Source organism: Rhodococcus sp. C26F (assembly GCF_053345925.1).
The window spans coordinates 76,023-94,410 of the sequence record NZ_JBKFBA010000009.1; the positions used below are offsets into that span (position 1 = coordinate 76,023).

Sequence of the window (18,388 nt, forward strand, 5' to 3'; positions counted from 1 at the left end):
CGATTTCGTTCCTGTTCGTACCGGTCGAGCACGACCGGCGATCTATTGGGTCAAGGTGTCCCGGTTCGGTCGTTGCGCTACGGCCGACCGGGACCGCTACTTCCCGCACTGCTCCTCCGCAGTTCGGCGAGAGTCTCGTCCGTCAGCGCCGCACCCCAGTCGCGGCCGAGATCACGGGGCGGGTCCGGAAGTCGTCGATCGGCGGCATCGACGCTCTGCCACACCAGGGAGCCGTCGCGGATCTCCTCGATCAGTCCACGAAGCCACTCCGCTTCGTGGGCGGTCCTGTCCCGGAGGAAGTCGACGGCCACCCAGTAGCGACGCGGCACGCCGTTGTCCGCGGCCCACGTGCGGATCGCGTCGAATTCGGCAAGTTCCTCCTCGAGCGTGTCGATGCGCTCGCCGAGGAGGACGACGACCTCGTCGGCCGGAAGGTTGTGCGATTCGGCGAGGCCGAGGGGAAAGATCGGATACTCCCGCACCGGGCGTCGGATGATCTCGGCGAGGCGGGCCCGCACGGTCGCGGCACCGGCCTCGGTGATGCTGTAGGTCGTCCGCTCGGGCCGATTACCTGCGCGTTCGGTGCCCTCCTGCCGGATCAGTCCGCTTTCCGCGAGACGGGAAACGGTGTGGTACAGCGAGCTCGGCCGGAGCTTGATCAGGTTGTCCTCACGACGCCTGAGCAGAAGCTGGTGCATCTCGTAGGGATGCATCGGCCGTTCCTCGAGCAACCCGAGTACCGCGACCGCCATAGGCGTCAGGACGGGGATGCGGGGCTGATCGGACACCGGTCTCGATTTCCTTCGATCGTCGGGAGGCGTTGCGATTCTGCGACTGGTTCGCCTCGAATAGTCGGCGCCGAATATACGGCGTGGAATAGCGGACGGACAAGCAGGTCGGGTCGCTCGACATCGGCACGCTCGAGCGTTCCCGGAATCGGCGCGTCCGGGTGGCAGACTGCCTGGGGGTGGAGGCCGATTCGCCGACGCACACGTGATGGGCACGTCCGAAGGGAGGACTTTCGAGTAGTCCGCTACGCATGATTCCGCAGCACCCGAGCGTGATGCTTCATTCGACGCCGCTTCCGGATCAGGAAAGGATCCGTCATGGCCGACCTGGACTCCCCATCGACCCGCGAGGTGTGCGGAACGATGGCTGTGCATCACAAACTGCTGTTGCAGAGCCCCAGCTACAAGCAGCGCTGCGAGATGTTCGAGAACCGGGTGTTCGCCTACCGGACAGGACGGCGCGCACCGGCCCCGACAGGTGTCGTGAGCATTCCGGTCGTCGTTCACGTCGTGCATGATCCCGCGTCGCCGTCCCAGAACATCGGTGAAGACCAGATCCGGAGCCAGATCGACGCCCTCAACCGGGACTTCCGCGCCACCAACCCCGACCGTACGAAGGTGCCGAAGGTCTGGAAGGACCTCGTCGCCGACATCCAGGTCGAATTCCGGCTCGCGACCGTCGATCCGGACGGCGCACCGACCGACGGGATCACCAGGTCCCCGACGACGAAGGAGTTCTTCACGGCGGACGAGGACGACATCAAGTCGTCCGACACGGGCGGCGCCGACCCCTGGCCGAGCGACGACTACCTCAACATCTGGCTGTGCGACGACCTTCGCGATTCGATCGGTCGCCAGATCCTCGGCTACGCCCAGTTCCCCGGCGGACCGGCAGCGACCGACGGTGTCGTCATCGCCCACTCGTGCTTCGGGACCACCGGCACAGCGCGACCTCCCTTCCATCTCGGTCGCACCGCGACACACGAGATCGGTCACTGGTTGAGCCTGCGCCACATCTGGGGCGACGACGGCGATGGCTGCTCGGGCACCGACTTCGTCGACGACACCCCGAATCAGGCGGGCCACAACTTCGGCAAGCCGCGATATCCGCGGGTGACCTGCAACAACGGTCCACACGGCGACATGTTCATGAACTACATGGACTACACCGACGACGAGGCGATGTTCATGTTCACCGCCGGGCAGGCGCTCCGCATGCGAGCGTGCCTGGAAGGACCGCGTGCCTCGTTCCTGCTAGGGGCGCTGGAACCGGCCCGGGCGGAATCGCTCGCACTCGGGCCGTCCGGCAACGGTGAGACACCCGCCGAGACCGGAGCGCTTGCGTCGCTCGACGGCGAGGTGGACGAGTTGCGACGTCAGATCGCGTCGCTCCGGTCGCTTCTCGATCGGATCGGCGGAATCCTGGACCGTGCCGGCTGAGCACCCACCACGGACTCGTCAGGACGAACTGTGAGCGAACCGTCTTCGATCATCGGTACCTGGTTCCATTCGTACGAGGAGGACACCGACACCGCGAGGGTCTACCGCCCTCGCGGGTTTCCGTTTCCTCGCTCGCGCGGACGACCCGGATTCGAGTTCCGGCAGGACGGCACCTACGTCGAATACGACGGCGGTCCCGATGATCGTGGTCGCGCGCGGGTCGGACAGTGGCAGGACCTGGGCGACGGTCGTGTCCGCACCGTCCTTCCCGAGGCGGACCCGAATCCACATGTGCACACGGTGCTCTCCGTCGACGACGAGACCCTCACGTTCGAATCGGGGCAACCATGAACCTGATGCTGTTCGACGCCCGACAGCCGGAGGCACTCGCCACCGCAGCACGAACAGGAGCGCGGTGGGTACGGCTCGGCGACGAGATCCTGCGCACGAACGTCGCTGCGACGGCACGTCTGCTGGGATCGGAACAGACGTGGACGAGGGGTTCCGGCCGGGGCGTCGCATCGGCCGGAACCCCTCGTTCGAGTACGGTCACGATCTGTGCAGCCACACACCGGCGCTGCCGAACCCGATGATGTCGGCGCGACCGTCACCTGTGGTGTCCGCCAGGAACCGCGGATGCTGGTCGACTCGCCACCCACCGGCGTCGTAACCGAAGTTGGTGACGATCAATCCGGGCGCGTCGAACCCGCCGTTGCCGAGTGCGCGCGACACGTAGACGCCGGCATTGCCGAATCCGACGATGTCCGCGCGACCGTCCCCGGTGGTGTCCGCCAGGAACCGCGGGTGCCGATCGATCCGCCATCCTCCGGCGCTGTAGGCGAAGTTGTCGACGACGCGCGTGACCGGCCCGTACGTCCCATCGGCTCGAGCCAGTGAGACGTACACGCCCGCCTCGCCGAATCCGACGATGTCGGCCCGGCCGTCCCCGGTGGTGTCCGCGAGGAACCGTAGATGCCGCTCCACGCGCCAACCACCCGCGTTGTACCCGAAGTCGTCGACGACGCGCGTGACCGGTCCGAACGTCCCGTCCGCCTGTGCCCGGGACACATACACCCCGGCGTCGCCGAAACCGACGATGTCCGCCCGGCCGTCACCCGTGGTGTCGGCCAGGAACCGCGGATGCCGCTCGACCCGCCACCCACCGGCAACGTAGCCGAAATCGGCGACCACCCTCGTCACCGGACCGAACGACCCATCGGCCTGCGCCCGAGACACGTACACCCCTGCATCACCGAAACCGACGATATCGGCCCGACGGTCCCCAGTCGTATCCGCCAGGAACCGCGGATGCCGCTCGACCCGCCACCCACCGGCAACGTAGCCGAAATCGGCGACCACCTTCGTCACCGGACCGAACGACCCGTCCGTTTGCGCCCGCGAGACATACACCCCGGCGTCGCCGAACCCGACGATGTCCGCCCGGCCGTCCCCGGTCGTATCCGCCAGGAACCGCGGATGCCGGTCCACCCGCCATCCACCGGCCTGGTAGGCGAAGTCCTTGACGACGAGGCGTGGTGTCTCGAAGCGTCCGTTGGGCTGAGAGCGCGACACGTACACACCGGCATCACCGAATCCGACGATGTCCGCCCGGCGGTTGCCCGTGGTGTCGGCGAGGAACCGCGGATGCCGATCGGTGCGCCACGATCCGGCGTTGTACCCGAAATTGTTGACGGCGAGCTGCGGCGCCCATCCGAGGTGCCCGGGAGTGAAGCCGCAGACGGTGAACGTGTTGCCCTTCATCAGGCACGGGACGCCACCTTCGGCCGCGCAGTTCTCGCAGTTGCCGTTGGCGAGTCCGTATCGTCCGAAGGCACCGCCGCACGTGCACCCGCTGTCCGCGTACTCGTCCGGGCAGCCGAAGATGTGCCCGGTCTCGTGCGCGAACACCCGGTCGATGTTGTCCGGGCCCCAACCGTCGTTGTTGTAGTCCATGACGACCCGTGGCGCACCCGCGTACGCGAAGTGACCAAGCGGATACTTCGTGAAGAAGGCGCAGTACGTCCAGCGGGTTCCGTAACGGCTGCGGATGTCCTCGACGTAGGCACCCACGCCGTTCCAGTCGGCACTGTAGCCCAGCGCGCCCATCGCCGGATCACGCCAGAGCGCCTCGAGGTCGGCAGCGGACGGGTCCGCCTGCACACTCAGGTTCACGTTCTGGATGTCGTACGAGAAGGAGATGCCCGCCAAGGGGTTTGCGGTGGCGAGCCATCCCAGACCGTTCTGGACCTCGGCGATCACCTTCACCACCTCGGCCTCGGAGAAGCTCAATGCCGCAGTCGGTCCCTGAACGATGACGATGCCGACCGCCACCGACCCCTCGAGATAGGAACTCGTCGGGCCCGCTTCCTGCTCGCTGTCGCTCTCTGCCACCTGGGGCGGGACGGGCACGACCGACGTGCAGTCCCCCATGTCCCACTCTCGACCGTCGCGGGGTCGGTTCTCCTTCGCCCGCCGGTAGTCGGCGGATTGCCGCAACCGTTGCGCCGCGAGGCCCAGTGTCTCGACCTCGGTGGGGTCGTCGACGAGGTCCCGCATGTCTCTGATCTCCGGGACGGATTCCTCCGCGGACTCCCCCGGAGCGGCAAGGATGGAGATCCGCCCGTAGCGGTGGATCGTTCGTTCCTGTGCCTCGTCGCTCGGATCGGCTGCGCGTACGTCGTCTGCACGTACGACGCGTTCCGTGATGTTCAGGTCGCCGGTCATGTCATGCTCCTGATGTCGAAAATGTGTGCAAACCGGTCCGGTGCGAGTCACCGGCCGGGGATGTCCGGCGGTTCGAATCCGGGAGTGTCCCAGTTCGAGCCCTCGCCGGGGCGCGTCTTCGGCGCGTGTCGGGCCACCCAGGCGTCCACGAACAACTGCTCCTCGAGCGACAGGCCGAGTGGCTCGCCGTCGGGAGCAGTGTCGTAGACGCCGAGGACTCCTGGAGTTCTTCGAATACCCTCCCTCACATCAGGATCCGCGAGGACGAGGAGCAGCCGTGGCCGGAGCAACTGGGTCACCGAGGCCATCGCCTCGATGTCGGCAACCGCCGCGTCGGCCTGCTCGGAGGCAAGGACGACCAGGTGCTCTCGCGGTGTTTCGACCATGGATGTCTCCCCGCCCTCCGAGGTGCTTCCCCGTTGCGGATTCGTGGCGTCGTGCGAGCAGGCCGTCGCCGACACCAGGACTACGACCGACAACACCGCCAGGACGACGGAGATCCTGCGCATCGGGCACCGACTCACGGTGCGGTGGCCAACCCCGCGCCTGCGTCGGTCTGCGGCAACGGCAGCACCTCGGCCCCGTCGACCAGCGTCTTCCAGAGTTCCTTCCCGGTCTTCGCTGTGCTCTGCACGATGAGCGCCGCCAATCCGGCCACGTGCGGCGTGGCCATGGACGTGCCGCTGATCGTGTTGTAGCGGTCCGGCATCGGCCACGACGAGTACACGTCGACACCGGGTGCGGCGATGTCGATCGCACCGCCCGGAACCACGGTGGCCCTGGCCGAGAACGCCGCCATCCTCAGGTCGGACGCCAGTGCCGCGACCGCCATGATCGACGGCGAGTTCGCGGGACTTCCGACGAATCCGGGGTCCGCCGGCCGACGAGCGTTGTTCCCCGCAGCAGCGATGATCAGCGTCCCGGCAGCCAGTGCGCGCTGTCCGACGGCCTCGTAGGCCATCACCGGTTGAGGAACGTTGGCGCCCAGAGACATCGAGACGACCTGGCACCCGTTGGCCAACGCCCACTCGATCCCGGCAAGGATTGTGGAGTCGGACCCACTGCCCTGATTGCTCAGCACCTTCCCGACGAAGATCGCCGCCTTCGGCGCGACGCCGTAGCCTCGCGCGTTCGGTAGATTCCTCGGTCCGCAGGACGTGCCGACACAGTGGGTGCCGTGTCCGTTCCCGTCCTGGACCGCCTGGCCTGCGATGAACGATTTGCTGATGATCGTCCGGCCCGCGAAGTCGGGATGGTTCAGGTCGAATCCGGTGTCGAGCACGGCCACCCGAACGCCGGAGCCATCGAACTGCGACGCGAGCGCACGGGTGGCCTGCAGACCCCAGGTGTGCCTGCGGCCGTCCGCCAGATGTGTCTCCATGGCCAGCGGTGCCGCCAGGGTATGGACGACATGTTCGGGTTCCACGGCCACGATCGCCGGATCCTGCCGTGCGACCTCCTCGAGCGATTCGACCTGCGACGCGTCGACCGCGGCGACGGCCACCCCGAGTCGTTCGAAGACGGTCGCGTCGGCGGATTCGAGTTCGTCGGCGGGGACCGCTTCCGGTCCCGTCTCGTCGCTGGACGCGATCGAGGTCACGCCGCTGATCGATTCGAGTGCGGCGACCCGTTCCTCGTGGGTGCTGTCCTCGGTGAAAGTGATGATTTGCCGGCCCGTGGTCTCGGCCTCGACGGGGCCGTCGGCATCGTCCGTCATCATGATGAGTTCCTCTGATCCGAAGGGTGACAAGAGATGCGGGAGGACCCCGCGGGATCAGTATGGGAACCGGCCGATACCGGCGCCTGCGTAGACGACTACCCCATTTCGACCGTGCTGGTCGCGTCACTGGTGCGTAGCCGTTCTCGATTTCGGTGTTCCCGACCGTGCTGAGCGATGTCGGGAACACCGAAATCGCATCCGGTCACCGCGTGTGCGCCCCCTCCGGGACCGGCCGGAACCATTCCCCCACACGCGACATCAGTGCGGGATCACCTGCGGCCGTGACGGAACCGTCCCGGAGAGCACAGGACCAATCACATCGACCGTGGGCGAGCGCCAGCAGTGCCGGGATCGACGACTCGAGATAGACGTAGCGAGCCGGGTCCAGCAGCGGATCGGTGAGGCATCCGTACGGTTGTGCGCCGCGCTGAACGACGAGCCAGTACCGGCGGTCGCACGTCTGGTGGAGCCGGAACTCGAGGACGACCGGCCGGACCGGACAGTGCGCGCGATCCACCCGTTGTGCCAGCCAGCCGAGCATGACGTCCGGGTCGCGTTCGACCATCGCCGGATCGTCCGGCAACCACGTCTCCGCCCAGGTGCGCAACGCACCGAGTGGTGTCATCAAGCCGAGGCCGACGTCGGTCAGACGGTAGGCCGGGTGCGGACCTTCGCAGCGGGACACCACCCCGAGCATCTCCAGCCGGCGCAGCCGGTCGGCAAGCACCGAACGCGAGATCCGGCCGGGCAGGCCGGTGGCGAGGTCGTTGAAGCCCTGCGGCCCTAGGGTTCCCAGTTGCCGTACGACGAGCAGACTCCACCGGTCACCGAGGTGTTCGATGGCCTTGGTGAAAGAGCAGTACCCGGCGGATCCGCTCGCGCTCACACCCCGAGTGTCCCACCGCCCGGTGGCCTGGTGGGGTTCGAAGTTCGAACTGGTCACACCCTGCTCGACGACGGATCGTGAAGACGAGGACGAGGTCCGGAGGTCACGATGAACACCCAGACGCGCGTACCGGGTCACCCGACTCGGGCGCAGAACAGATACGACCGGATGGTTCGGGACGCCGGTGGTCGGAGCCGATTCGTCCCGACCCGGACGGGCCGGGCACACGTCGTCGAGGACGGTGACGGCCTGCCGGTCGTCCATCTGCACGGCAACAACACCTCGTCGTTGTCGCACCTGATGCTGCTCGAGCACACGACGGCGGTGCATTCGTTCCTGGTGGATCGGCCGGGGTTCGGTCTCAGCGATCCGTCGGACTTCCGCCGCACCGGGCTCCGACAGCATGCCGTCGGATTCGTCGACGACGTGCTCGACGGGCTCGGGCTCGAGTCGGCGGTTCTCGTCGGGGCGTCGGGCGGAGGGATCTGGTCGGTCTGGTACGCCCTCGATCGTCCGGAGCGGGTGCGGGGCGTGGTCATGCTCGGGTCCGTCCCGCTGCTGCCCGGTGCTCGGATTCCCGTCGATGTCCGGGTCATGGCGACCCCTGTACTCGGGCAACTGCTCGGCCGCATCGTGAAACCGGGTCGACGGATGCTGCTGCACCTACTGTCCTCGGTGGGCGAAGGCGTGACCATCCGGCGGTACCCCGAGCTGCTCGACTCGCTCGTCGACGCGGCGCACGATCCCGTCGCGAGGGCTGCGAACGTTAGGGAGTTGCAGGCGATCCTGTCACCGTTCGGCACCCGCCCCGAGACCAGGATCCGCCCGGATGCGCTGCGGCAACTACGAGTTCCCACGCTGATGATCTGGGGTGATCACGATCCTGTGGTCCCGGTGAAGGACGCGCAGGCCGTCGCGGCACTCGTACCGCACGCGCGCCTGGAAGTGCTCGCCGCGGGGCATGTGCCGCAGCTCGGTCATCCCGCGCGGGTGGCGGCGCTGATCGTGGAGTTCGCCCATTCGATTCCGTGAGCGGCCCGCGGGACGCGATCAGTGCTTCAGGTGTTGCAGCCGTTCGTGTTCCGACAATCCACCCCACACTCCGTGCGGTTCGCCGCTGAGTATCGCGTGGGTGCGGCACTCGGCCAGCACCGGGCAGTTCGCGCAGATGCGTTTCGCGACGACCTCGCGCCGCCTGCGGATGCTCGGTGGCTCGCCCTCCGGGGCGAAGAAGAAGTACTCGTCGGAGGTCCGGCAGTCGGCATGCCGTTGCCATCCGAGTCGTGGCCGGACACGCTCGGTCAGCACGGTCATCCGATCATCACCACCTCCAAGGTGCGGGGGCCGTGCACGCCCTCGACGCGTTCGAGTTCGATGTCCGACGTCGCGGACGGTCCACTGATCATCGTGATCGGCCGTTCCGGGACGAGCCGGGCCAGCGCTTCGGGCACTCCCACCTCGACGTCGCTCATCGCCACCACGCACACGTGCAGGTCGGGGACGAGCGTCAGCGCGCGTCGCCCCTGGTCGGGGCTGCCGTCGAGGAAGATCGTGCCCGTCTCCGCGCAGGTGACGGCCGAGCCGGTGACGACCCCGTCGAGATCACCGAGGTCGGCTGCGGGTCGGTCGATGGAGTCGATTATCACCTCGCCACCGAACTCCGCCAGCCACGAGCGATCCAGGCCCTCCGGGATTCCGACGCGGCGCGCCCCACGATCCGTGAGAATCTTCGCCAGTACGACGGGCAGATCCTCCGGTGTGCTCTCGTGCACGTGGGCCTTGTAGTCGACCAGCCGGTCGACCAGCAGCTCACGGCGCTCGGCGTCCGGCAGGGTGCGTCCGAGACGGTAGTCGCGCGGCACCTCGACCGGCGCCGGCGGTGCGAGGGTCTGCGCCGAACGGATCCGGCCGAGAATCGCGTCGCGGCTGCTCATCGCTGCTGTCCTTCCTCGCGTGCCTTCGCGAGTGCGGCACGTCCTTCGTCGGAGGCCCACCATTGCCGGAAGGTCTGTTTCGGCGGGGCCGGCATGTCGCGAGCGTCGGTCCAGCCGGCGAGCGGACCGGGCAGATTGGTGATCTTCCCCTTCTTGCCGGCGAGGACGCGGCCGAGACCGGCGGCCTTCTGCGCGGCCGTCCAGCGTCGCGAGGACGACATGGCCAGCGATGCGGCCTTCATCGCCGCAGCCTCGGGTCCGAAGCGGGCGTGTTCGACCTTCTGGTGGCGCAATTCCACCAGCAGCGACGGGATGTCGATCTTGACGGGGCAGGCGTCGTAGCAGGCACCACACAGGCTCGACGCGAACGGCAGGCTGGCGTTGGGGTCGTCGGGTTCGTCCATCCCAGCCAATTGAGGGCTGAGGACGGCGCCGATCGGGCCCGGATAGGTCGAGCCGTAGGCGTGGCCTCCGGTGCGCTCGTAGACCGGGCACACGTTCAGGCATGCCGAGCACCGGATGCAGTGCAGCGCTTCGCGTCCGATCTCGTCGGCAAGCGCGGCGGTGCGACCGTTGTCGAGCAGCACGAGGTGGAATTCCTGCGGTCCGTCGCCGGGGGTGACACCGGTCCACATCGAGGTGTAGGGGTTCATGCGCTCCCCGGTCGACGAGCGCGGCAGCAGCTGCAGGAACACCTCGAGGTCGCGGAAGGTGGGCAGCAGCTTCTCGATACCCATGACGGTGATGAGCGTCTGCGGCAGCGTCAGGCACATGCGGCCGTTGCCCTCGGATTCGACGACGGCGAGGGTGCCGGTCTCGGCGATGCCGAAGTTCGCGCCCGACACCGCAACCGGCACCGTCATGAACTTGTGTCGCAGGAACTTTCGTGCCGCGGCTGCGAGATGGCGGGGGTTGTCGTCGAGGTCGGGGTCGACGTCCGGCATCTCACGCAGGAAGATCTCGCGGATCTCGGCGCGATTGCGGTGGATGGCGGGCACGAGGATGTGCGAGGGCTTGTCGTGGCCGAGTTGGACGATGAGCTCGGCGAGGTCGGTCTCGTAGGCGGCGATCCCCTGTTCCTCGAGGTGCTCGTTGAGCCCGATCTCCTGGGTGGCCATCGATTTGACCTTGATGACCTCATCGGATCCCGTCTTTCGGATCAGCTCGGTGACGATGGCGTTGGCCTCGGCGGCGTCGGCCGCCCAGTGCACCACGCCGCCGCGCGCGGTCACCGCCTCCTCGAGCTGGGTGAGCAACTCCGGGAGACGGTTGAGCACGTCGGTCTTGATAGCGGCGCCGGCGTCGCGCAGTTGCTCCCAGTCGGGCAGTTCCCCGGTGACATTCAGTCGCTTGGCACGGATGGTGTGGGTGGCCTTGCCGATGTTGCGGCGCAACTGCGGGTTCGCGAGTTCCTGGTGCGCTGCGTCGGGAAACTTCTTGATGCCGCGCAGATTTCCGGATCCACGCGGCGGGACCACGGGCATACCGAGTGCGGTCACGCGGGCACTCCCTTGGGGGCGACGGCCGGTTCCACGGAGGCGAGGATCTCGGCGAGGTGGATGGTGCGGGTACCGGTGCGCAGTCGTGTGAGACCGCCACCGATGTGCATCAGGCACGACGAGTCGCCGGCGCTGCAGTATTCGGCGCCGGTGGCGGCGACATTGCTCAGTTTGTCGGCGAGCATCGCGGTGGAGGTCTCGGCGTTCTTGATCGCGAAGGTGCCGCCGAATCCGCAGCACGAGTCGGCCTCGGGCAGTTCGACGAGGTCGATCTCGCGCACGGCCCGCAACAGCTGGAGCGGCTTCTCCCCCACCCGCAGCATCCGCAGCGAGTGGCAGGTGGGGTGATAGGTCACCCGGTGCGGGAAATACGCACCGACGTCGGTGACGCCGAGGACGTCGACGAGGAATTCGGACAACTCGTACGTCTTGGCCTTGACGGTGTCGACCCGTCCGCACAACGACGCGGAACCGTAACGGGAGGCGACGATTTCGTGCTGGTGACGGACGGATCCGACGCACGATCCGGAAGGGGCGACGACGGCGTCGATGCTGCTGTCGTCGAAGGCGTCGACGTAGTTCTCGACGAGCGGCAGCGCGTCGGGTTGGTAGCCGGTGTTGACGTGCATCTGGCCGCAGCAGGTCTGGCGTTCGGGGAAGACGACGTCGTGCCCGAGCCGGGTGAGGAGCAGGGCGGTGGCCGAAACGGCCTTCGGGAACATCGTGTCGCCGAGGCACGTCGCGAACAGGGCGATTCGCATGGAGATCTCCGCATCGGGGGTGTGGTCTGACCACATTGAACCACACGTTCCGGAGATCCGCCGCACATTTTCGGACAGTGACCGCAAATTCCGTCACGGGTCGACTGTGACGCGGACCATGGTGTACTTTCACGTGGTCTGACCACATCGGTCGAAATCACATCTGCCGCCAACAGCGGCGCAACCACAGGAGTTTCGTGTGGCAACCCGGATATCGGCGGTGACATTCACACCCGCCACTGACGCCATCGCAGGCAGCCTCACCGCATCGGCTCTCGTGGGCCTTGCGCCGCTGCTGACCTTCTTCGTCCTGCTCGCCGGCTTCAAACTCAAGGCCTGGTATTCCGGACTCGGCGCCCTCGTCGTCGCGCTCGTCGTCGCGATCATCGGCTTCGAGATGCCCGCGCCGCTGGCCGGCCTGTCCGCCCTGCAGGGCATCACCTTCGGGCTCTTCCCGGTGATGTGGATCGTGATCACTGCGATCTGGTTCTACGAACTCACCGTCGTCAGCGGCCGGTTCGAGGATCTGCGGCGCATCTTCAACTCGATCGGTCACGGCGACATGCGGATCCAGGCGATGCTCATCGCCTTCTGCTTCGGCGGCATGCTCGAAGCACTCGCCGGATTCGGCGCGCCCGTCGCGATCACCGGCGCCATGCTCGTCACCCTCGGCATGCCCGCCCTGCGGGCCGCGGTCACGGTCCTGATCGCCAACACCGCACCGGTCGCCTTCGGCGCCATGGCCATCCCGATCACCACCGCCGGCGCCCTGACCGACATCCCCGCCACCGAGATCGCCGCCGTCGTCGGCCGTCAGACACCGCTCCTGGCGCTCTTCGTGCCGCTGTTGCTGCTCTTCCTCGTCGACGGTCGTCGCGGTGTCCGGCAGGCCTGGCCGATCGCACTGCTCACCGGCACGACCTTCGCGCTCGCCCAGTTCTGGTGCTCGAGCCATTTCTCGTACGAACTCACCGATGTCGTCGCCTCGCTCGCCGGCCTCACCGCGGCCGTGCTGATGCTGCAGGTCTGGAAGCCGCGGACCCCCGAGGACCAGCTCTCGCGCACCCGCACCGATGCCATCGCGGTCCAGGCCGGCACGGAGGGACCCGGAGCCGCTCGTGCTCCGCGGCGTCCCGTCGCCGACGAGTCGCTGACCACCTCGCGCGTCGTCATGGCCCTGTTCCCGTACCTGCTGGTCATCACCGTGTTCGGCATTGCGAAGCTGTGGACCGTCGGTGTCGATCTGCCGGAGCGTCTCGCCGCCACCGACGTCAAGATCGAGTGGCCCGGCCTGTACGGCAATCTGCTCACAGGCAACGGCGACGCGTCGAGCAGCGCGGTCTACACGTTCTCGTGGCTGTCGTCGCCGGGAACACTGCTGCTGCTCAGCGGCGCGATCGTCACCCTCGTCTACGCACGGTGGGACAGCGGCGGTACGTTCCCGCTGACCGTCCGTAGGGCCGCGGCCACCTTCGGCACCACCGTCGTGCGGATGAAGCTCGCCATCGCCACGGTGGCCACTGTCCTGGGCCTGAGCTACGTGATGAACCAGTCCGGCCAGACCGTCGCGATCGGCACGTGGCTCGCCGGCACCGGCGCAATCTTCGCCCTGTTCTCCCCGATCCTCGGCTGGCTCGGCACCGCCGTCACCGGCTCGGACACATCCGCCAACGCCCTGTTCGCCCGCCTGCAGCAGGCCGCCGGGCAGACCGCCGGCATCGACCCGACCCTACTGGTCGCGGCGAACACCTCCGGTGGTGTGGTCGGCAAGCTGATCAGCCCGCAGAACCTCACCATCGCCGCCACCGCGGTCGATCAACCGGGCAGCGAATCGGTGTTGTTGCGCAAGGTGATCGGCTACAGCGTCGCGATGCTCCTCATCCTCTGTGTGCTGGTCTACCTGCAGTCCACGCCGGTGTTGTCCTGGATGCTTCCCTGATCCGGAATCGACTAGGCTCTGAAGTCATGTCGTCGTCCGAGGGTCGTGCGTGGGAGCAGGTACTGAACCACTTGGAGCAGATGCTGGTCTCGGGAGAACTCGGCCCGGGCCAGCGTCTGCCCCCGGAGCGCACGCTCGCCGCACAACTCGGCGTCGGCCGGTCTTCGGTTCGTGAGGCACTGCGGGTGATGGAGGCCCTCGGGCTGCTCAGCACCCACACCGGGTCCGGGCCGAACGCCGGCGCGATGATCGTCTCGCGACCCACCGGCGGGATGTCTATGCTCATGCGTCTGCAGGTCGCCGCGCAGAACTTCCCGGTCTCCGACATCGTCCGCACACGTCTGGTACTCGAGACGGAAGTGATGCAGACGCTGGCCAACCGGACCCCGGCACCGGAACTCACCCCCGCCGAGGAACTGCTCGACGCGATGGACGATCCAGAGTTGGCGGCACCCGAGTTCCTGGTTCTCGACGCCCAGTTCCATGTCGCGATGGCCGACGCGGCGGGCAACCTCGTCGTCGCTGCGATGATGGCCGGTCTGCGCGACTCCATCGAGAGCTACGTCCTTGCGGGCGCACCGCACACCGATTGGCCCGCGACCTGCGTGCGGCTGCGTCACGAGCACCGCGGTCTCGTCGACGCCGTCCGCGCCGGCGATGCCACGCTCGCCCGCAAGCGCATCGTCGAGCACATCCGCGGTTACTACGCTCAGAGTTTCGGCGCCGACGCGTTCTGACTCGACCCGAAACGTTGTGTCTCCGCATCCCCGATTTCGCGCCCCGGCAAGATACGTTTTTCGTTGTGCTTCCACAGCCGGTGACAACTCGATGCGGAACGGTCCTGGCGGACCATCATCAGTTCGTACTGGGATCCCCACTCGGGGAGACCTACCGACCAGAGCAGACCGGCAGCGTCCTGGAAATCGGTGCGAACTTCGCGACGATCGTCACCGGCATCACCCATGGTCCCGTCGATCTGACCATCGAGGTACACGAGGACGAACCGCCCCTTCCTGCCGATACATCGAGCTGGGGCGCGATCGAGGAAGCTACCGTCAAGTTCACCAAAGCTGCCCACGTCCTCACCCTGGACGGCCGGGCGGCGCAGGGCTTCTCGAAACTACCGATCCGGCGAGGCTTGTATCGGTTCCGAGTGTTCGCCCATGGACGTGACGCCCGCCCCGCTCCCCGCGACACCGCGGAGACCGAGAGGTACCTGGTGCAGATCTGGAAGACTGCTCAACCGAAACAAATGGAGCGGCTTCATAAGACAGATTCCGTAGGAAACGATGAGATCGTCACCCATCCCACACCGAACTGGTGGGATCCCGACCCAGCCGGTGACGCCAGTCTGTACATCCGTTTCGGATACGACCGGATGGCCGAATGGGCCAAACAGGAGGCGATTCAGTGGGGTGGTCGCCCGCCCTCGGCGAAACTACGCCGAAACTTAGTCGCCCTCGGAATCGCCGGTCGCGATCGTGCCCTCGCCGACGCTATTACCCGCGCCCGCGTGCCGAAACTCCGGCGCATTGCGGCTTGGGCCGCGCGCCGCGCCTACACCCGCGCCGGCCTTGCCGAGATCGACTGGATCCGGCCTGCCCTGGATGCGCTCGACGCCGCGGAATCGTTGCCCCACCCTTTCGGTCCACGCGAAACACCCTTGCTGCGAAAGGCGTTCGAAGACGATCCCGCGATCGACGACGTCCTTCCCGCGGTCGGGATCGCGCTGCACATCGTCGCGACGGCCACCGCACCCGATCCGCTCAACGCCGCGTTTCAATGTCTTGACATCGCAGCACGAACCGACGACTCCAACTATGCAGCCTTGATCGCGGACCTACGGCGGGAGTTCTTTCCCGAGCTCATGCCGATCGAGAAGTACGAGCGATGGATCTGAGCCCTTCTCGACCGGATTGCAGTCAGGTGGCCGCGGCTTCGGTGATCGCATTCGGCCGCTCGTCGGCCTGCAATTTCCTGATGGCGTCGACCAGCGGCGCCAGGACGGGTTCGGCTGCGGCCTCGTCGAGCGCCTCCCGCAGGGCGGCGTTGTGGGTGGGCCGGGCCTCTTCGAGCAGGCGCCGACCGGCGTCGGTGACGTCGGTGTAGATGCCACGGCGATCGGTGGGACACAGATAGCGCGAGAGCAACCCACGATCCTCGAGCCGGGTGACCAGCCGCGTCGTCGCACTCTGGCTGAGGACCACAGCGTCGGCGACCTGCCGCATCTGCAGGTGCCCGCCCTCCCCGTCGTGCTGACGGTTGAGCACGTCCAGCAGCGAGTATTCGCGCACGCTCAACTCGTGGCCGGACTGCAGAGCGCTCTCGATCCGGTTCTCGATTCGCCCGTGCAGGAGCGACAGCGCCGACCAACTGTTGGCCAACGCGGTCATCGACGGGTCCGTGGCGGTCATGGTCGGCTCCTGGGTCGGCTCGTACGAACAGGTGACGCGGACGGCATGCCGACGTTGTCACATCGCTCACTATACCCGCGCTTGCAATTAGTAGGCGTCTGCAATTATTGTCTACGCCAGTAAAGCGCGTCTGCGTCTCTTCTCGATCGAAGGATCGTTCTCATGCCACTCGCCCTGCTGGCCCTGGCCATCGGCGCCTTCGGAATCGGCACCACCGAGTTCGTGATCATGGGGTTGCTCCCCCAGGTCGGATCGGATCTCGGAGTGTCGATCCCCACCGCCGGATATCTCGTCACCGGCTACGCCCTCGGCGTCATGATCGGCGCCCCGATCATGACGGCGCTCGGCACCAGGATCTCCCGTAAGAACATGTTGATGCTGCTCATGGGCCTGTTCGTCCTGGGCAATGCCGTCTCTGCCCTCGCGCCCACCTTCACCGTCATGCTGATCGGCCGCGTGGTCGCCTCCCTCGCTCATGGAGCGTTCTTCGGCATCGGCTCGGTGGTCGCCGCGGAGCTGGTGGCACCGCAGAAGAAAGCCGCTGCCATCTCCCTGATGTTCACCGGACTGACGGTTGCCAATGTCGTCGGCGTGCCGCTGGGTACCTTCGTCGGCCACACCGCGGGCTGGCGGGCGACGTTCCTGGTCGTCGCCGCGCTCGGCGTCGTCGGTCTCGTGGGCGTCGCGAAGCTCGTCCCCGACGTCCCCCGACCCGAGGGCGTCCGGCTGCGTCACGAGATCGCGGCGTTCAAGAACGTCCAGGTCGTGCTGGCCATGACCATGACGGTCCTCGGCTTCGGGGGCGTGTTCGCCGCGATCACCTACATCGCACCGATCCTGACCGATGTCGGCGGTTTCGCCGAGTCCTCCGTCCCCTGGCTGATGGCCGTGTTCGGAACCGGCATGGTGGTCGGCAACCTCGTCGGGGGACATTTCGCCGACCGCAATCTCATGCCGATGCTCTACACCGCCCTGGCCGGCCTGGCCGTGGTGCTCGGTCTGTTCACCTTCCTGGCCTCCGATAAAACCGTGTCCGTCGCGGCGGTCTTCCTGATCGGCGCTCTCGGTTTCGCGACCGTCCCGCCCCTGCAGAAGCACGTCCTCGACCATGCCCACGGCGCCCCGACCCTGGCGTCCGCCGCCAACATCGGTGCCTTCAATCTCGGCAACGCTCTGGCCGCCTGGCTCGGCGGCATGGTGATATCCGCCGGATTCGGGTACACGGCACCCAACGCCGTCGGGGCCGTCCTGGCCGCGTCCGCACTGATCCCGGCGGTCCTGTCCCACCGACTACAGCGAAAGGACGATCACGCCAACGCAACTCACCCATCCGCAGAACCCGACCTCCACAGCACCTCCCGTGCTGCCGTCGACCCCGTCCGACTCTGATCCCGAACTACGCGAACACCCCCGAAGGAGCACCATCTCGTGACATCGTCCACGATCCCCACCGTCACCCTGAACAACGGCGTCGAGATCCCCCAGCTCGGCTTCGGCGTCTTCCAGATCCCCGAGGACGAGACCACTGCGGCCGTCAGCGCCGCACTCGAGACCGGCTACCGCCACATCGACACCGCCGCGGCCTACGGCAACGAGGCCGGCGTCGGCCGCGCGCTGGCGGACTCCGGACTGTCCCGCGACGAGCTGTTCATCACGACGAAGGTGTGGAACTCCGATCAGGGTTACGACGCCACCCTCCGCGCCTTCGACACCAGCCTTGCCGCGCTCGGCCTCGATCGTCTCGACCTCTACCTGATCCACTGGCCGACTCCGGCCCGCGATCTCTATGCCGACACCTGGCGTGCGCTCGAACGCCTCGTCGAGGAAGGACGCCTCCGCGCCGCGGGCGTGTCGAACTTCCAGCCCGCCCATCTCCAGCGCCTGCTGGACGGCAGCTCGCTCGTCCCGACGATCAACCAGATCGAACTGCACCCCGGTCTGCAGCAGAGCGAACTGCGCGCCTTCCACGCCGAGCACGGCATCGCCACCGAGGCGTGGAGCCCGCTCGCCCAGGGTGCCGTGCTGGACGACGAGGCGATCACGTCGATCGCCGGACGCACCGGCAAGTCGCCGGCCCAGGTGGTGCTGCGCTGGCATCTGCAGCTCGGCAACGTCGTCATCCCCAAGTCCGTCACGCCGTCCCGGATCCGGGAGAACTTCGAGGTCTTCGACTTCGAGCTGACCGACGAGGACATGTCGACCATCGCCGGTGCCGATCGCGATCTGCGCACCGGACCTCATCCGGACGAGTTCAACTGACAGACCTCGCGGCTCCGGGNCCAC

At 67.1% G+C, this 18,388-nt stretch carries 18 protein-coding genes; 8 read left to right on the top strand and 10 right to left on the bottom strand.

Annotated features, from left to right (window positions below):
* Positions 1-77 precede the first annotated feature (77 nt).
* On the bottom strand, positions 78-788 hold the full coding sequence (locus ACLBYD_RS12845) for a PadR family transcriptional regulator (protein ID WP_447816733.1): 711 nt from the start codon (positions 786-788) through the stop codon (positions 78-80).
* 318 nt (positions 789-1,106) lie between these two features.
* Here ACLBYD_RS12845 and ACLBYD_RS12850 point away from each other — a divergent pair, with 318 nt between their 5' ends.
* Both ACLBYD_RS12850 and ACLBYD_RS12855 read left to right on the top strand, forming a co-directional pair.
* A complete protein-coding gene (locus tag ACLBYD_RS12850; RefSeq protein ID WP_447816734.1) occupies positions 1,107-2,228 on the top strand; it encodes a zinc metalloprotease in 1,122 nt (373 codons plus the stop codon).
* A 30-nt stretch (positions 2,229-2,258) separates the two neighbouring features.
* A complete protein-coding gene (locus ACLBYD_RS12855; protein ID WP_447816735.1) occupies positions 2,259-2,579 on the top strand; it encodes a hypothetical protein in 321 nt (106 codons plus the stop codon).
* A gap of 198 nt (positions 2,580-2,777) precedes the next feature.
* Here ACLBYD_RS12855 and ACLBYD_RS12860 read toward each other — a convergent pair whose 3' ends face one another.
* The 4 genes from ACLBYD_RS12860 to ACLBYD_RS12875 all read right to left on the bottom strand — a co-directional run bounded on the left by ACLBYD_RS12860 (position 2,778) and on the right by ACLBYD_RS12875 (position 7,558).
* Positions 2,778-4,952, bottom strand: coding sequence for an FG-GAP repeat domain-containing protein (locus tag ACLBYD_RS12860; RefSeq protein WP_447816736.1), 2,175 nt, complete (start codon positions 4,950-4,952; stop codon positions 2,778-2,780).
* A 47-nt stretch (positions 4,953-4,999) separates the two neighbouring features.
* A complete protein-coding gene (locus tag ACLBYD_RS12865) occupies positions 5,000-5,461 on the bottom strand; it encodes a hypothetical protein (RefSeq protein WP_147414423.1) in 462 nt (153 codons plus the stop codon).
* A gap of 11 nt (positions 5,462-5,472) precedes the next feature.
* A complete protein-coding gene (locus ACLBYD_RS12870; protein WP_120282657.1) occupies positions 5,473-6,672 on the bottom strand; it encodes a S8 family peptidase in 1,200 nt (399 codons plus the stop codon).
* 202 nt (positions 6,673-6,874) lie between these two features.
* Positions 6,875-7,558: a winged helix-turn-helix transcriptional regulator gene (locus ACLBYD_RS12875; RefSeq protein WP_183070699.1), complete on the bottom strand. Its 684-nt coding sequence runs from the start codon at positions 7,556-7,558 to the stop codon at positions 6,875-6,877.
* A gap of 108 nt (positions 7,559-7,666) precedes the next feature.
* Here ACLBYD_RS12875 and ACLBYD_RS12880 point away from each other — a divergent pair, with 108 nt between their 5' ends.
* Positions 7,667-8,590, top strand: a complete 924-nt coding sequence (locus tag ACLBYD_RS12880; RefSeq protein ID WP_120282655.1) for an alpha/beta fold hydrolase — start codon at positions 7,667-7,669, stop codon at positions 8,588-8,590.
* An 18-nt stretch (positions 8,591-8,608) separates the two neighbouring features.
* On the opposite strand, the gene ACLBYD_RS12885 is transcribed toward ACLBYD_RS12880, so the two are convergent.
* Genes ACLBYD_RS12885 through ACLBYD_RS12900 form a run of 4 tightly spaced genes read right to left on the bottom strand, consistent with a single transcriptional unit; the run spans position 8,609 to position 11,752 of the window.
* On the bottom strand, positions 8,609-8,872 hold the full coding sequence (locus ACLBYD_RS12885) for a WhiB family transcriptional regulator (protein WP_120282654.1): 264 nt from the start codon (positions 8,870-8,872) through the stop codon (positions 8,609-8,611).
* On the bottom strand, positions 8,869-9,492 hold the full coding sequence (locus tag ACLBYD_RS12890) for an LUD domain-containing protein (RefSeq protein ID WP_120282653.1): 624 nt from the start codon (positions 9,490-9,492) through the stop codon (positions 8,869-8,871). The genes ACLBYD_RS12885 and ACLBYD_RS12890 overlap by 4 nt, the downstream gene beginning before the upstream one ends.
* Positions 9,489-10,991, bottom strand: a complete 1,503-nt coding sequence (locus ACLBYD_RS12895) for a LutB/LldF family L-lactate oxidation iron-sulfur protein (protein ID WP_120282652.1) — start codon at positions 10,989-10,991, stop codon at positions 9,489-9,491. The genes ACLBYD_RS12890 and ACLBYD_RS12895 overlap by 4 nt, the downstream gene beginning before the upstream one ends.
* Positions 10,988-11,752, bottom strand: a complete 765-nt coding sequence (locus ACLBYD_RS12900) for a (Fe-S)-binding protein (protein ID WP_026060979.1) — start codon at positions 11,750-11,752, stop codon at positions 10,988-10,990. The genes ACLBYD_RS12895 and ACLBYD_RS12900 overlap by 4 nt, the downstream gene beginning before the upstream one ends.
* Positions 11,753-11,951: 199 nt before the next feature.
* Between ACLBYD_RS12900 and ACLBYD_RS12905 the strand changes: the two genes are divergently transcribed.
* From ACLBYD_RS12905 to ACLBYD_RS12915, 3 genes are all read left to right on the top strand, one after another.
* Positions 11,952-13,691, top strand: a complete 1,740-nt coding sequence (locus ACLBYD_RS12905; RefSeq protein ID WP_447816737.1) for an L-lactate permease — start codon at positions 11,952-11,954, stop codon at positions 13,689-13,691.
* A gap of 26 nt (positions 13,692-13,717) precedes the next feature.
* Complete coding sequence (locus ACLBYD_RS12910) at positions 13,718-14,428, top strand: FadR/GntR family transcriptional regulator (protein WP_085468243.1); 711 nt, start codon at positions 13,718-13,720, stop codon at positions 14,426-14,428.
* 80 nt (positions 14,429-14,508) lie between these two features.
* Positions 14,509-15,591: a transposase gene (locus tag ACLBYD_RS12915; protein WP_447816738.1), complete on the top strand. Its 1,083-nt coding sequence runs from the start codon at positions 14,509-14,511 to the stop codon at positions 15,589-15,591.
* Between the two features lie 22 nt (positions 15,592-15,613).
* Here the strand turns inward: ACLBYD_RS12915 and ACLBYD_RS12920 are convergent, their stop codons facing one another.
* Complete coding sequence (locus ACLBYD_RS12920) at positions 15,614-16,105, bottom strand: MarR family winged helix-turn-helix transcriptional regulator (RefSeq protein ID WP_120282649.1); 492 nt, start codon at positions 16,103-16,105, stop codon at positions 15,614-15,616.
* Positions 16,106-16,267: 162 nt separating this feature from the next.
* On the opposite strand from ACLBYD_RS12920, the gene ACLBYD_RS12925 reads away from it, so the two are divergent.
* Both ACLBYD_RS12925 and ACLBYD_RS12930 read left to right on the top strand, forming a co-directional pair.
* On the top strand, positions 16,268-17,494 hold the full coding sequence (locus tag ACLBYD_RS12925) for an MFS transporter (protein ID WP_447816739.1): 1,227 nt from the start codon (positions 16,268-16,270) through the stop codon (positions 17,492-17,494).
* Positions 17,495-17,533: 39 nt separating this feature from the next.
* The gene (locus ACLBYD_RS12930) at positions 17,534-18,364 is read left to right on the top strand and encodes an aldo/keto reductase (RefSeq protein ID WP_006552054.1); all 831 of its coding nucleotides are present in this window, start codon (positions 17,534-17,536) and stop codon (positions 18,362-18,364) included.
* The last annotated feature ends 24 nt before the right edge of the window (positions 18,365-18,388 follow it).